Origin of the sequence: Corynebacterium sp. L4757 (genome assembly GCF_043673995.1) — a bacterium.
Classification (GTDB): Bacteria; Actinomycetota; Actinomycetes; order Mycobacteriales; family Mycobacteriaceae; genus Corynebacterium.
This window is the reverse complement of sequence record NZ_JBIMEN010000003.1, coordinates 121,887-135,742: the sequence shown is the minus strand read 5'-3', so window position 1 is coordinate 135,742 and position 13,856 is coordinate 121,887. Positions and strand designations below refer to the sequence as shown.

Annotated in this window: 13 protein-coding genes; 4 read left to right on the top strand and 9 right to left on the bottom strand. The window is 57.1% G+C overall.

The genetic code is table 11. The features are described 5' to 3' along the window. Positions 1-26: 26 nt before the first annotated feature. The 7 genes from ACG98I_RS05365 to ACG98I_RS05335 form a co-directional block, all read right to left on the bottom strand. A complete protein-coding gene (locus ACG98I_RS05365) occupies positions 27-677 on the bottom strand; it encodes a TrmH family RNA methyltransferase (RefSeq protein ID WP_394719100.1) in 651 nt (216 codons plus the stop codon). Continuing rightward, positions 678-1,220, bottom strand: a complete 543-nt coding sequence (gene pyrE, locus ACG98I_RS05360) for an orotate phosphoribosyltransferase (protein ID WP_394719102.1) — start codon at positions 1,218-1,220, stop codon at positions 678-680. It abuts the gene before it with no gap. A 39-nt stretch (positions 1,221-1,259) separates the two neighbouring features. Then, entirely contained in the window at positions 1,260-2,486 is a 1,227-nt protein-coding gene (locus ACG98I_RS05355; protein ID WP_394719104.1) for a hypothetical protein, read from the bottom strand. 30 nt (positions 2,487-2,516) lie between these two features. Further along, positions 2,517-3,371 (bottom strand): sulfurtransferase, encoded by an 855-nt coding sequence (locus ACG98I_RS05350; RefSeq protein WP_394719105.1) that lies wholly within the window; start codon positions 3,369-3,371, stop codon positions 2,517-2,519. Between the two features lie 180 nt (positions 3,372-3,551). Then, positions 3,552-6,107: an ATP-dependent chaperone ClpB gene (gene clpB, locus ACG98I_RS05345; protein WP_394719107.1), complete on the bottom strand. Its 2,556-nt coding sequence runs from the start codon at positions 6,105-6,107 to the stop codon at positions 3,552-3,554. A 198-nt stretch (positions 6,108-6,305) separates the two neighbouring features. Next, positions 6,306-7,661, bottom strand: coding sequence for a sodium/glutamate symporter (locus ACG98I_RS05340; RefSeq protein ID WP_394719274.1), 1,356 nt, complete (start codon positions 7,659-7,661; stop codon positions 6,306-6,308). A gap of 230 nt (positions 7,662-7,891) precedes the next feature. Beyond that, a complete protein-coding gene (locus tag ACG98I_RS05335; RefSeq protein WP_394719108.1) occupies positions 7,892-8,233 on the bottom strand; it encodes a hypothetical protein in 342 nt (113 codons plus the stop codon). An 80-nt stretch (positions 8,234-8,313) separates the two neighbouring features. On the opposite strand from ACG98I_RS05335, the gene ACG98I_RS05330 reads away from it, so the two are divergent. Further along, the gene (locus tag ACG98I_RS05330; RefSeq protein ID WP_394719110.1) at positions 8,314-9,378 is read left to right on the top strand and encodes an LLM class flavin-dependent oxidoreductase; all 1,065 of its coding nucleotides are present in this window, start codon (positions 8,314-8,316) and stop codon (positions 9,376-9,378) included. A gap of 1 nt (position 9,379) precedes the next feature. Here the strand turns inward: ACG98I_RS05330 and ACG98I_RS05325 are convergent, their stop codons facing one another. Then, positions 9,380-10,132, bottom strand: coding sequence for an amidohydrolase family protein (locus tag ACG98I_RS05325; RefSeq protein ID WP_394719112.1), 753 nt, complete (start codon positions 10,130-10,132; stop codon positions 9,380-9,382). A 182-nt stretch (positions 10,133-10,314) separates the two neighbouring features. On the opposite strand from ACG98I_RS05325, the gene ACG98I_RS05320 reads away from it, so the two are divergent. After that, positions 10,315-11,556 (top strand): hypothetical protein, encoded by a 1,242-nt coding sequence (locus tag ACG98I_RS05320; RefSeq protein WP_394719276.1) that lies wholly within the window; start codon positions 10,315-10,317, stop codon positions 11,554-11,556. Here ACG98I_RS05320 and ACG98I_RS05315 read toward each other — a convergent pair. Further along, positions 11,506-12,321 (bottom strand): carbon-nitrogen hydrolase family protein, encoded by an 816-nt coding sequence (locus tag ACG98I_RS05315; protein WP_394719113.1) that lies wholly within the window; start codon positions 12,319-12,321, stop codon positions 11,506-11,508. The genes ACG98I_RS05320 and ACG98I_RS05315 overlap by 51 nt on opposite strands. Before the next feature lie 93 nt (positions 12,322-12,414). On the opposite strand from ACG98I_RS05315, the gene ACG98I_RS05310 reads away from it, so the two are divergent. Next, positions 12,415-12,696, top strand: coding sequence for a cysteine desulfurase (locus ACG98I_RS05310; RefSeq protein ID WP_394719115.1), 282 nt, complete (start codon positions 12,415-12,417; stop codon positions 12,694-12,696). Further along, positions 12,693-13,820 (top strand): alpha/beta hydrolase, encoded by a 1,128-nt coding sequence (locus ACG98I_RS05305; protein ID WP_394719117.1) that lies wholly within the window; start codon positions 12,693-12,695, stop codon positions 13,818-13,820. The genes ACG98I_RS05310 and ACG98I_RS05305 overlap by 4 nt, the downstream gene beginning before the upstream one ends. Positions 13,821-13,856: the final 36 nt, after the last annotated feature.

The following is a 13,856-nucleotide window of genomic DNA, read 5'->3' as shown; positions in this document are numbered from 1 at the left end:
CTCAAGTAGATAATGTTACAAAATTATCACCAAGCGCGAGATAAATCTGCGTACTGGCGAATCCAGGCGTGCATGGCTATTCCCGCAGCCACACCCGCATTAATTGAACGTGTGGATCCAAATTGTGCAATGGACGCGGTCATGGTGGCACCAGCCTGCGCTTCTTCGGTCACACCGGGGCCTTCTTGGCCAAAAAGCAGCAGGCAACGCTCGGGCAATGTGGCGGTCTCCAGTGGAACACTTCCGGGGGTGTTATCTATTGCCACGACCACCAGGTCATGCTCGCGCGCCCAGGTCATCAGCTCAGCAACGGTGTCGTGGTGGGCCAGGTGCTGGTAGCGGTCGGTGACCATCGCGCCGCGGCGATTCCAGCGCCGGCGGCCCACGATGTGCACGGTGTCTACGGCGAAAGCATTGGCGGTGCGCACCACCGTGCCGATGTTGGCGTCATGCTCGAAGTTCTCAATCGCGATGTGCAGCGAGTGGCGGCGGGTATCGATATCGGCGACGATCGCTTCGCGACTCCAGTATCGGTAGGCATCAACGACGTTGCGGCGATCACCGTCGCGTAAAAGCTCGGGGTCAAGGTGGGCATCGGTAGGCAATTCGCCTTCCCAAGGACCGACTCCGTGGCGACCTTCATTCCATTCGGTGGGGCCGGGCTGTTGTTCCTCCACTTAGAGCCCCAGGTCAGAAAGGTCGAGCAGGTAGCGGTATTCGAGGCCTTCTGCGGCAATCACATCAGCGGCACCGGTCGCGCGGTCGACCACGGTGGCAACGCCGACCACGTCCGCGCCGGCCTCGCGCAGGGCTGCGACAGCAGTCAGCGGGGAGTTACCGGTGGTGGTCGTGTCTTCGACGACCAAGACCTTCTGCCCCTCAACATTGGCACCTTCGATGCGGCGCTGCATACCGTGCTTCTTGGCTTCTTTGCGGACCACGAAGGCGTCGATAGCGCGGCCATCGGCATGCATGATGGACGTTGCTACGGGGTCAGCACCCAAGGTCAGGCCTCCCACGGCAACATAATCCCAGTCGGCGGTCAGCTCACGCAACAGCTTGCCGATGATCGCCGACGCCTCATGCTGCAACGTCGCCCGGCGCAGATCAACGTAGTAGTCGGCTTCCTTACCGGAAGACAGGGTGACTTTGCCGTGGACAACAGCCAACTCTTTAACGAGTTCAGCCAGACGGGTCTTTAGTTGCGGGTCCAAGCTCATGGAAATGTGCGCCTTTCTATCGTGGGTAGAGAATTAACTTTAGTCGGTGTGGTCTTTGAAGATGGAAGCATCACGGTCTTGCTGGCGGGTGATACGCACATCCGTGGTGTTATGTGATGTTTCTTCGTCGGGGTTTTCGCCAATCGCGTCGACGTCATCAGCGCCGAGTGCATGGGTGGCGGCGGAGTCTTCATCGAAGTCGCCGCGGGAATCATCAATCGCGCGGGTGGGCAACACGATGGGCTGCTCAGGTCGCTGCACGGGTGGGTGCTCGAAATGGTCGGTGACCGTGCGGATTGCTGGCAGACCGGAAAGTTCGACTGGCCCGATGGGTGGTGCGGGGCGGGTGGGGTCGCCGTCTTCGAAACGCAGAGCCTGCCCGCTGGCGGGGCGAGGTGGGAGGACACGGGCGGCATCGGCAAGCAATGCTAATGGCGCGAGCATCTCTTCCCACACCTCAGAAAAGGCATTCTTCGTGGTCTGGGCGAGCACCCACTCGGATTCCATCCAGATGCCGGTGACATCTTGCGGCATGCGCTCGAGCGCAACTTCCACGCGGATATCACGCATGCGCTGTGCAACGGCGGTGTCGGTGGCGAGAGCCGTGAAATGGTCGGTGGAATAAGCCTCGAGTAAATCCTCGGAGGATTCCTGCTTGAGTGCGCCGTGGCGGCGGAAATCAATAACCTCATCTGACGCCGAACCGGTGCGCATGGCCATGACATTGATGCCGCCTAAATCCATGAGCAGCATTTCGTGTCCGAAGACGTTGCCAACCACGATGTCTTTTGCGACTGCCCCGCTGCTGGCTGCACCGCGAGTCCACTCATCTTCGAGGTATTCATCAGATTTGAGGAACTCGAAGCGTTTTTCTTCTGCCCAGCTGCGGCGCTCGCGCTTGTGCGCACCTGGCAGTACAAAGCGCTGGTGCGGTGCGGGAGCGGGTGGCGGAGTTGGAGCAGGAGCTGGTTCTGGTTCCGGGGTTGGCTCGGGTTCCGGTTCCGGATCGGGCTCGGGTTTGCTCTCGGTCTCTGTTTCGACTGTGGGCTCGGGGGCCGAATCCGGCGAGGCAGCAGAGTGCGTCTCAGGTGTCTCCCCTGGGGTCGCCTCAGGCTTTGCTTCGGGCGTTGCTTCGGAGGTTACCGGGGGTTCAACTGGGTGCTCAGCTGGCGGCTCAGCTGGGGTTTGCTGCTTATTCGCGGCACGCCACAGGGCCGCGGCAGCTGCCGCGGCGCCCAGTGAAAGTAGTAGAAGTACAGTAGCCATCGTCTAACTACTGTACTGCGCCAAAGGCTGTTAAACGTTGAGCGCCGTGCGATCTCCGCGCTCAACTGGGTTGGCTGGATCTGCTGACCACTGTGACCAACCGCCCACATAGTGGCGAGCGCCGGTCAGTCCGACCCATTCCATCGTCGCGAGTGCAAGCGCCGAGTGGTTGCCGGAACCGGAATACACGATGGACTCTGCGACATTATCCTGAGTGATTCCGGCTTGGGCGAAGACCTCAAGGATTTCTTCCTTGGTCTTCCACGTACGGTCCGCGTGGTGCAAGAAACGCTCCGCAACGTTGACAGCACCCGGGATGTGTCCGGCCTTCAGGTCAAGATTTTCGCGGCGGCCCGCGAAACGGTTGGGTTCGCGGGTATCAATCAGGATGCCAGTGTGGTTCTTGACATCATCAAGCGTTGCGACCATCTCTGGGCGCACGTTGACTACTTGGTTGGATTCCACAGAAATATTGCCGGGGCCAACTAATGTGGGCAGGCCGTTACGGCGCCAATTGGCCATGCCACCATCGAGAATGCGGACGTCTTCGACACCCGCCCAGCGCAGCATCCACCAGGTGCGGCCAGCGAAAAGGCCACGGCCTTCGTCATAGACCACGACAGGGCGGTCGGTGCGCAGGCCCCAGCTATCAAAGTGCTTCTGCAGACGTTGAGGATCAGGCATCGGGTTGCGGCCGTGCTGAGAGCCGGGCAAGCCGGCGAGTGCGCCAGCGGTATCGCAGTATTGGGCGGTCGGAATGTGCAGTGATTGGAATTGCTGTTCGCCGTCATATTCGCTCGTACCCCACAGGGATGCGAGCAAGGTGTAGCGCTGACCTTGGTGGATTGCCTCATTGAGCGCTTGCGGAGATACCAAAATACTCATGCCAGCCATTCTATAGTGCCTCAGGCACACAGGCAGGGGATGAAAAAGTTAGCGTGGAGCCCACGAAAACGTGTAGCCCCGCTTCCGCAGGGCTACACGTGGGTGATGTCAGCGCAAGGCCGGGGCCGGCGCAAGGCCGGGGTCGGCGCAAGGCCGGGGCCGGCGTCAAGCCGGTTCCCGTTAGTTGGTGGACAGCGCGAGGGAGTCGCCGTCGGCGGCGGTGGTGACGTGGACGGTGTCGCCATCGCGGATATCGCCGGCTAGCAACTGACGGGCGAGCTGGTCGCCAATGGCCTGCTGGATGAGACGACGCAGCGGGCGTGCACCATAGGCCGGGTCGTATCCGCGCTCGGCAAGCCAGTGCTTGGCGGCGGAATCGACATCCAGAAGCAGTCGGCGCTGTTCCAGGCGCTGAGCAAGGCTGTCGAGCTGAATATCCACGATGCCCTCGAGCAGCTCGGTGGACAAGGACTCGAATACCACGACGTCATCGAGACGGTTGATGAACTCAGGCTTGAAGGCCTGCTTCACAGCTGCCATGACCTGGTCATGGTCACCGCCGGCGCCGAGGTTGGATGTCAAGATGATGACGGTATTGCGGAAATCGACGGTGCGGCCTTGGCCATCGGTGAGGCGGCCATCGTCAAGCACCTGCAACAACACATCAAAGACATCCGAGTGTGCCTTTTCGACCTCGTCAAAGAGGACGAGCGTGTATGGGCGGCGGCGGACGGCCTCAGTAAGCTGGCCGCCAGCCTCGTGGCCGACGTATCCCGGAGGAGCACCGACCAGACGCGCGACCGAGTGCTTCTCGCCGTACTCGGACATGTCAATGCGGACCATGGCGGATTCATCATCGAAGAGGAACTCTGCCAGTGCCTTCGCAAGCTCTGTCTTACCAACGCCGGTGGGGCCGAGGAAGAGGAAAGAGCCAGTCGGGCGGTTCGGATCTGAGATGCCCGCGCGTGAGCGGCGAACGGCGTCGGACACTGCAGTCACAGCTGCGGTCTGGCCGACCACGCGGCGGCCAAGGACGGACTCCATGTTGAGCAGCTTTTCGGTCTCGCCTTCGAGCATCTTGCCAGCTGGAATGCCGGTCCAGGCGGAGACAACCTCAGCGATGACATCTGGGGAGACTTCCTCCACCAACATCGTGTTGGTCTGCTGATTAGCGCGCTCTTCTGCTTCCTCGACCTGCTTTTCTAGCTCAGGGATGCGGCCATAGCGCAGCTCAGAAACCAACTCATAGTCGCCATCACGCTCTGCGATTTCTGCGTCGCGGCGCAAGTTTTCCAGCTGCTCCTTGATGTGCTGAACATCATCAATGGACTTCTTCTCATTATTCCAACGGGCTTGGAGTTCGCCGAGTTTCTCACGTTCATCGGCAAGCTCTTGCTGCAGCTTGGCCAAACGGTCCTGGCTGGCGGCATCGGATTCCTTCTTGAGCGCGAGCTCCTCGATTTCCATGCGGCGCACGATACGCTCGAGCTCATCAATTTCCTGCGGTGAGGAGTCAATCTCCATGCGCAGACGCGAGCCGGCCTCATCCACCAGGTCAATGGCCTTATCGGGCAGGAAACGGTTGGTGATGTAGCGGTTAGACAGCTCAGCTGCTGAAACGAGTGCGGAGTCCATAATGCGAACACCGTGGTGCACCTCGTAGCGCTCTTTCAAACCACGCAAAATTCCGATGGTGTCTTCGACAGAAGGTTCGGCGGCATAAACCTGCTGGAAACGACGCTCAAGTGCTGCGTCTTTTTCGATGTACTTGCGGTACTCATCCAGCGTGGTCGCACCGACGAGGCGCAGCTCACCGCGGGCCAGCATAGGTTTAATCATGTTGCCGGCATCCATCGAGCCTTCGCCGGAAGCACCGGCGCCGACAATGGTGTGCAGCTCATCGATGAAGGTAATGATCTGACCGTCTGAGGCCTTAATCTCATCGAGCACCGCCTTAAGGCGCTCCTCGAATTCGCCGCGGTACTTCGCGCCCGCAATCATGGAACCCAAATCCAGCGACAGCAGGGTCTTTCCCTTCAGTGACTCAGGAACGTCACCGGCGACAATACGGCGCGCAAGGCCTTCCACGATGGAAGTCTTACCCACGCCAGGTTCACCAATGAGAACCGGGTTATTCTTCGTGCGTCGCGACAGTACCTGGACCACGCGGCGGATTTCCTGATCACGGCCGATAACTGGGTCGATCTTGCCCTCACGTGCACGCGCGGTCAGATCAGTAGCGTACTTTTCTAATGCCTGGAACTGGTCCTCAGGGTTTTCAGACGTTACTTTCGCAGCGCCGCGAACCGAAGGGAAGGCCCCCTTGATGGCATCAGCAGTAGCGCCGCGGGAAACCAAAAGTTCTGCTGCATCCGACTTGGAACCAGCAATAGCAGCTAAGAGAACTTCCGTGGAGACGAATTCATCCCCCAGCTCCCCGGCGAGTTCTTGCGCACGGGTTAAGACGTTGAGGCCATCGCGGTTGAAATTCGGATTGGCCATGTTCTGGCCTTCCGCTTTGGGATAACTATTGACTAATGCGCGGGCCTCGGACAACACAGTATCCGGATCGACGCCGGTGGCCTTGAGCACAGGAACGGCAATGCCGTCTTTCTGATCCAAAATCGCAGACAAGAGGTGTGCTGGGCGGATATCCGGGTTGCCATTGGACGACGCCGTGGCAAGTGCCTGCTGTAAGGCTTCTTGAGTCTTGGTGGTGGGATTGAATGAATTCATCCGATTCTCCTTATGTAAGTGTGTTTTATTTGCTCCCCATCATAGGTGCTTCACTTAGCTCAACGCACCCGAAGTTGAGTCTATTCCACTCAATGTGAAAAAAGTTGAGTGGAAAGAGATCAAGAAAGGCGCCCAGGTGAAAACCTGAGCGCCTTTCGTGGACGCGTCGCATCGACACGACTAAACGGGGTTAGCCGTTTAACTCTTGGGGGCTTTTTCGCCGACGTGCCCGATACCTTGAGCAAAGACGGTGCCGCGTGGCGGCATCCACCCGCCAAACTTGGCCAACAGGTAAATACCCACGGCCAGGACAACGGAGAGCCAGCCGAGACCGGCGGTAAATCCGTAGACCACGGCAATCGGCGCGATAACAGTCATGCCAATTTCGAATGGACCGAAGCCAACATAAGCCATACCGTACTCGGACAGGGTGCCGGACTTGAGCTTCGGATCGATAATCTTGAGCAGTGCAATACCGGTGGAAACAGCGGCGGTTGCCCAGCCCCATCCGAAGAGTCCGCGCTCGATCCAGCGCTCGCCGAAGAATTCTGCCGGGAACCAGAGCAGGAAGAATGCACAAAAGATGGTGCCCAGGACGAACATGACGGACAGTGGCACCCAGTAGCTAGCAATCGCGGCTGGCGCGATGGAAGCGATACCGAAGGCAATGAGGTAATCGGTGGATGCACCGGAAACAGAAGAGATGGTCTCGCGGTCGAGGTAATCCTTAGCGCCGATGGCGTTCATGATGGCGCGGATAATGAGGCCGATCACGATGGACATCGCGAAGAGCGGGATGGAAACCTGCTCCCAGATGCTGTTGATCCAGTTATTGAAGCCATAAGCAAGGGTTACGGTCAGGACAATGAAGCCCAGGTGCAGCGCAAGTGGCTCAATGGCAGAAGGGTTGGTGGTTGCCTTACCAACGGATGGACGGCTCTCAACATCAGCGATGTAGCCCTTGCGCAGGTCTTCTGGGAGCCCCTCGGAAGGAACTTCAGCGACCTTGCCACGACGGATGCCCCAGTTCGCGGCGATGATGCCGCCGACGATTGCAGCGAGTGTACCCACAGTTGCAGAGGTAAAGCCCAGGGATGCAGCTTCCGATGCGCCAATGTCCTCAAGTGCACCGCCGACCGCAGCAGCGGTGCCGAAGCCGCCGGTAAAGCCGACGGGCAGCATCATGCCGAACCACTCTGGAGTATCAAAGACCGGACGGAAGAAGTACAGGCCGAGCAGGATGAACAGACCCCACTGGCCAAGGAACATGACGGTGGAATATGCCCACATATTGCGGGCACCTTTGCGCATATTGCCGCCCACGTCCATGGAGTACGCCATGGACGCGAAGACAACAGCAATCAGGATGGTGGTGTAATCCCCCATCGAATCTGAGAAGTTTAAGATGCCCAGTGCATTTGGGCCGAGCAGGAGGCCAAGCAGGCCAGCGGTCACAGGGGCTGGGAGCAGCAGATCCTGGAAGACAAACTTGATGCGGTGACGCAGGATGTTACCAACTACGAGCAACATCGAAATCAGACCAACGTCGACCATCAGGTCAAAGGCGGAAAATTCCACGTGTCCTATTCCTTTCAGTTAAAGACAATGTAAGTCTTTGTAAGCACCCTCTTGGATTTTCATAGAGAATATTTAGTACGGTCAGTGATTTTCATACTGGGATGACCAGCGAAAATGATTATTTTCTTCCTATTGTGAAGAAAGAACCCTTAGTACTGTATCGCAAACCACGAAAATCGCCAGATTGTCGCTAAAGCCACGAATGCTTATGACTCATCAATGAGATAGGTTCGCATCTCTATCACCTTTCCGGTTTTGGCAGTGGAGGAAAAGGAATAAACGTGGCTAAACCGCAGGCGCGGATGCGTGGAATCCCCAAAGTCGATATAGCCATCGCAGGATGCTGAGCGGCCGTGATTAATGGCTCCGAGCACGGCAATCTCTGTAATCTCAGCTTCGGGGAAGGAGCCGTAGGTGGAGTGGGAAAAATCATCGGCAAGCCAAGGCTCTAACGTTGCGTTATCGCCTGCGGCCCACGCGACGGCGAGGTCTGCTGCCAGCTGCATGCGTGGGGAATTGCCACAATCGGATGGGAGCGAAATCTTCATATGTGCATTGTGTCACACGAAATGAAAAATACTTCAACCTTTAAGTGACAAATCAACATTTTCAGTCTAGACTGCGGGCTATGAAATCATTCGGCTTTTTAAGTTTCGGTCACTACGCCCTGGGAAATAACAAACCTAATGCCACCGACATGGCAAAAATCCACCTTGAGCTGAGCAAGAACGCTGATGAGATCGGCGTTAATAATGCATCTTTCCGCGTGCACCACTTCGTGCCGCAGGCGGCTGCGCCAATGCCATTGCTGGGCGCGATTGCTGGTTCCACCAAGAATATTGAGGTAGGTACCGGCGTTATCGATATGCGTTATGAAAACCCGCTGTACCTGGCAGAAGAAATTGCCAGCCTGGACCAGATTGCCGAGGGACGAATTGCTTTGGGTCTGTCCCGTGGCGCCCCGGAGGCAGCGGACCGTGGCTGGGAAGCTTTTGGCTATAAGGCAGAGGCACCTAATGGTGCGGATTTAGCGCGTGCGAATTTCCTGCGCTTAATGGACGCGCTTGACGGCCACGGCATGGCAACGGCGGCGCCTTTGGAGCGTCAGTATCCAAATATGTATCAGCCGGGCATTCCACTGCCTATCTTCCCCCACTCCCGTGGTGTGCGTCAGCGTATTTTCTATGGCTCCGGTACTCACGCATCTGCCGAGCAAGCTGCCAAAGATGGCGTGAACCTGATGTCCTCCACGCTGGTTTCTGAAACTTCCGGTGAGACCCTGGGCGAAGTGCAGGTAGAGCAGATCCGCCGTTACCGCGCTGCGTGGAAAGAAGCGGGCCATGACTGGACGCCACGTGTGAGCGTGTCCCGTTCGATCTTCCCGATTGTCGATGATGCCGACCGCCGCATGTTTGGTCTGCAGGGCACCTCCAGCGACCAGGTGGGTATGCTGCCGGAAGCGGGTGCTGCTATCTTCGGCCGTACTTACGCTGATGAGCCGGATAAGCTCATTGCGCAGCTGAAAGCGGACCCGGCGTTGATGGAGGCAGATAGCTTGCTCATCGCCATCCCAACCGGCATGGGTGTCGATGTGAACACGAAGATTCTGCAGAACTTCGCCGAGCACGTCGCTCCTGCTTTGGGCTGGATTCCCAACACGGAAGGCCGTCCTTCCGGATACCCGATTGATTAAATTATTCCCCGAGGTAAAAAGCCGCCGCATTGTCCCAAAACACTGCCGCGGCTTCTTTCGGGTCTAATGTCTCAGCGATGAGCTCAAAGTCAGCGTTGCTAAAGGGGCGCTTCGCGCGTGTCGAAGGCAGATCAGTTCCCACCATCAACGCCGTTGGATCAACATCAACGATTGCCCTGATAGTTGTTGCTGGATCGAGTTCGACGCGGCCGAAGCCTGTCGCTTTCACCTTGACGCCCTTTTCCACCAGACGCAATAAATTGTGAAGCCCATCCTCATGCATGCCGAGATGATCAATACTGGCTGCTGGCAGTGCGGCGATACGCTGCGAGAGCGACTCATCAATCATACGAGCATCAATGTAGAACTCAGCGTGCCAGCCAGCTAAGTCATATACGCGGCGAGCGAGAGTTTCTAAGTCATCCAGATCTGCCGATCCTCCGCGCGCAACGTTAAAACGCACTGCACGAATACCTGCCTGATGAAGTTCTGAAATCCGATCATCCTCGGTTTCTATTGGTATCTGTGTGACCCCGACATAGTTGGGACCTAATTCTTTCAACGCATCAATAAGATATCCCTGATCAAATCCCTGAAAAGAACCAGAGACCACCGAACCGCCACGGATATTGAGGCCTTCAATGCGCTGCAGATAGTCAGAAACAGTGAATGGACCCGGCATGTAGCCATTATTTTCTTGCAGCGGGTGAGCTGGATTGATGATGTGCAGGTGCGTATCAAAAACTTTATTCATCACGGTTTTCCTCATCTATGTTTCTTTGTGGTGGTGGCTCTAGTGGAGTCCAAATTGGCGCTTAGCTCAATATTCGAAATTACAGCGTATCGGGTAGCCGTTGGGGTGGCTTTAGGAAAGTCCACGAGGGAGCCAAAGACAGGGTTTCTATCCAACGGATGGACGGTAGACTTACTCGGGTGATGGGCACTTCTTCATTGAATTCATTGTGGGCGCTGGCCCAGGCCTTGCGTGAGGCCGATGAGCAGTACCGCGATGTTGTGCATGAGCTGCTTTTTAACCGTATTTTTGAAGCCCGCCAGGTATTCGCACCTGCCCGCGCGTCTCGCCATATGGATTTATCCGTGGCTATCGCGTGGGTTTTTGAACATCCCGCAGCGCAAGTAGATCCGCTCGTGGAAGAGCTGGGCCGTGATCATCGTCGGCTGGGTTTTCCGCCCGAGGTCTATGACACTTTCGCGGAGTGCTTGGTGGAAGGCTTAGAAATCTTTGAGCTTTCCCCGGAGCTTGCCGAAGAAGCCGCGGTGCGGTTGCATCGTGTTTGCCAGATTATGAAAGAGGCTGCTTCTGCGGCAGATTATGCTGGTGTCCCACCGGCACATACGGCCACAGTGACCTCGGTGGAAAGGCCCAACCGTAAGACTGCCCTGGTGAGGTTGGAATCCGCGTTTCCAATTGACTTTTCCGCTGGCCAGTCCATTCCAGTGACCACGCAGCACCTGCCCGGCACGTGGCGGCTGCTTACCCCGGCCAATATTTCTGATGACACAGCGCAGCTGTTCTTCCACGTCACCGATGCCGGTGATGCCTCCACGATGCTGACCCTGGCACGTCCCGGTGACTTATGGACACTCGGTGCCGCACGCGGTGACTTCCCGGGCGAAATTGATGTGAGTTACCTGGGGGCATCGGCAAGCAGCCCGGATCTTTACATTGCGTATGGCACCGGCTGGGCGGCCGTACGGGCCTTTCTATTGGGCAGAATTGCTCAAGGGGATACCTCAGCAGTCGCTGTCATCGCGCATGCGGAAAGCCCCGGCGGGCACTATGACCTGCTGTTCCAGCAGAACCTGCAGGAGATCGCGCCAGAAGTTTCCATTCAGCACACGGTCAATGAGGACAAAGACCCGTTGCTTTTTGGCACCACGCGAGCTTTTCCTGCGGAGACAACGGTGCCGGCGATGGCGAAGGTGGACAACCCGGCGCGCGTGGCACTAGAAGCCATGGTGTCCAACCCGCATGCATTTCGGCGTTGCGTGCTGGTTGGCCCCGCTGATGAGGTGACTGAGGGCGCCGGTATTTTGAACTTAGGGTTAGCGCGCGCAGGCATTGTGGATGGCGTGATTGAAACCCATCCGTGGGGTGAAGGAAGGTTAACTCAAAGCCTCAAGTACGGGCAGGGTTTCCCTGGTCTTGGCCACTAGATCAGTATCAATCTCTGAGTAGATGATTTCTTCTTCATAGCCTGCCTCAGCGAGACGCTCGCCGGTGGGGCTAACAATAACTGAATGGCCAATGCCGGTGGGCCCGGAAGGGTTTCCCGCCTCCGCATTGCCACCGGGACGTGCTTGACCAGCGCACACGATATACGCGGTGGAATCTAGTGCTCGGGTGGCCGATAGCAGGCGCCACTGCGGGCGCTTCTCGGGGCCATCAGCCCAGCTGGTTGGCACCACGATGACTTCTGCCCCCTGACGGGCAAGGGCCTTGAATTGCTCAGGGAATCGGATGTCATAGCAGATAGCCAGACCAACGGTCAGCCCCTCAAGCTCGAACGTCACCAGCTCAGTGCCTGGCTTGACGGTGTCTGATTCGCGGTAGTTGAAGGCATCATAGGTGTGGATTTTGTTATAGCCCAAGTGCACGCCTGGCCCTGTAATCAAGGCCGTGTTATACACACGGTTGATGGTCTTTTCACCATTATCGACCGTATCGGCGGGACGGAACATGCCGAGCACAACCGTGACGCCGAGTGTTTCCACGTGTTCTTTAATGGCGGTGGCAAATGCGCCGTCCAATTCCTGCGCGCTGGTATCCAAGCGCCCAGTGGCAAATGCCTGGGCTGTGGCCTCTGGCAAGACAATGAGCTTCGCGCCATTATCTGCGGCGGTAGAAATCAGCTCTTTAGCGCGAGCCAAATTGGCATCAATGTCTCCGCTCGATTGAAATTGCACAGCCGCTACCTTCATGTTTGCCTTTCCTGCTGAAAATTTTGGAAGTTATCCACAAGCTCGTGGTGCCCACCCTAGACCGGTGTTGCATTTGCCGCAATGATGAGTGTTATGACTATTCAGTTTAATAATGACAGTGAAAATCTCATCCACGACTACCTTGATCACACCACGTCCAGCACGCTTGCGCAGGAGATTGAGCAAGCCGCCAATTATCTTCCGTCGGGTTCTTTAACAGCAACCTCATTAACCCGAGCGCTTGGCACTTTTGCGGCTGCGGTGCAGCGCTCTCAAGGTGCAACCGCAGAACAGCTTCGCTCGCTCTCCTCTTTATTGGCTGTGGTGCGCGAGGGCGATGAAACGCTTGCTCAGGAATTGAGGTCTGTCCGATGACCCTGCGCAGTAAATACATGTACGAAGCAGCTCAGGGCATCAAATTACTGGCTGATGAAACCAACTATCACCGGCATCAATCTATCTCCCACGAAGAAAGGATTGCTAACACTGACTTTGAGGGCATCAGCCTTGAGCTGGCTCTAGCTAATGCCCGGAGAGAATCTAATGAGCTCTCCACCGTTGCGCAAAAGATGGATCGAGTATTCGCAGTACTTGGCCTATTTGCGCCACTACAGCAAAAGATTGACCAGCTGGGGCTTTACACTTCCAATGACCGCCTCATGCGGGATGTGCAAGCACTCGGCCAAGCTATTGATTGGATGTGTGCCCGGAGCATCGACGCCATCTGCACTCCAGAAACAGTGCACGCCCCGCAGCTGCTGGCGGATTTTGGGACCATGGACATCCCGTCCATCCATGACGCGAATCTGGAGGTGGCACCTCCAGATATTAAGCAGCTTGCCGCTGCTAATCCGGATCTTCACCTCTTGGAAGTTGGCGATGACACCTTGGTAGCGCTCATTGCGCCAGATGGCGTGCTCACTAATCCTTCATCAGTGACCACGCTGGTAGAAGGCGTGGGTTCTTCTGAAAGACACAAGTGGCCGGATTCGGTGGAGCGTGCCCGGGCAGCGGCAAATGCCACAGGCGGGCCGACCGCTTTATGGTTGGGCTACCGCGCACCCAGCAACTTCGTCACTGGAGTCCAACAAGCTCCCGCTCAACGCGCCGGTGCGGACTTGGCCCGTTTCCAACGCGCGATCGCACAACGATATCCGGGTGCAAAGAAGATAGTCGCGGGCCATTCCTATGGCTCAGCTGTCTCCGGCTACGCCGCCAAGGAAGGACTTGAGGCTGATGAATTGTTATTCATTGGCAGCCCTGGCGTGGGTGCACGAACCACCGAAGACCTTGGTTTTGGCGGAACGGTTACTGCGGTGACGAGCCCCAATGACATCATCGCGTTTACCGGTGGAAATGTCGCTGGCGTGCACGGACCCGACCCCACCTCACCAAAGTTTGGCGCAGAACGCTTCCCCACCAAAACCCGCGGGTCCCACATCGACTACTTCGACGATCCGGGGTTCTTGGAGGGGCTAAGAATCATCGCCCAGCGCTAAGCACTGGACGATGGAACTAGGGCTTTAAACGCTGTG

Excerpts from the sequence above, each read along its gene's own strand:
- pyrE (WP_394719102.1), bottom strand. The coding sequence starts at position 1,220 with ATGAGCTTGGACCCGCAACTAAAGACCCGTCTGGCTGAACTCGTTAAA.
- ACG98I_RS05355 (WP_394719104.1), bottom strand. The coding sequence starts at position 2,486 with ATGGCTACTGTACTTCTACTACTTTCACTGGGCGCCGCGGCAGCTGCC.
- ACG98I_RS05350 (WP_394719105.1), bottom strand. The coding sequence starts at position 3,371 with ATGAGTATTTTGGTATCTCCGCAAGCGCTCAATGAGGCAATCCACCAA.
- clpB (WP_394719107.1), bottom strand. The coding sequence starts at position 6,107 with ATGAATTCATTCAATCCCACCACCAAGACTCAAGAAGCCTTACAGCAG.
- ACG98I_RS05340 (WP_394719274.1), bottom strand. The coding sequence starts at position 7,661 with ATGGTCGACGTTGGTCTGATTTCGATGTTGCTCGTAGTTGGTAACATC.
- ACG98I_RS05335 (WP_394719108.1), bottom strand. The coding sequence starts at position 8,233 with ATGAAGATTTCGCTCCCATCCGATTGTGGCAATTCCCCACGCATGCAG.
- ACG98I_RS05330 (WP_394719110.1), top strand. The coding sequence starts at position 8,314 with ATGAAATCATTCGGCTTTTTAAGTTTCGGTCACTACGCCCTGGGAAAT.
- ACG98I_RS05325 (WP_394719112.1), bottom strand. The coding sequence starts at position 10,132 with ATGAATAAAGTTTTTGATACGCACCTGCACATCATCAATCCAGCTCAC.
- ACG98I_RS05320 (WP_394719276.1), top strand. The coding sequence starts at position 10,315 with ATGGGCACTTCTTCATTGAATTCATTGTGGGCGCTGGCCCAGGCCTTG.
- ACG98I_RS05315 (WP_394719113.1), bottom strand. The coding sequence starts at position 12,321 with ATGAAGGTAGCGGCTGTGCAATTTCAATCGAGCGGAGACATTGATGCC.
- ACG98I_RS05310 (WP_394719115.1), top strand. The coding sequence starts at position 12,415 with ATGACTATTCAGTTTAATAATGACAGTGAAAATCTCATCCACGACTAC.
- ACG98I_RS05305 (WP_394719117.1), top strand. The coding sequence starts at position 12,693 with ATGACCCTGCGCAGTAAATACATGTACGAAGCAGCTCAGGGCATCAAA.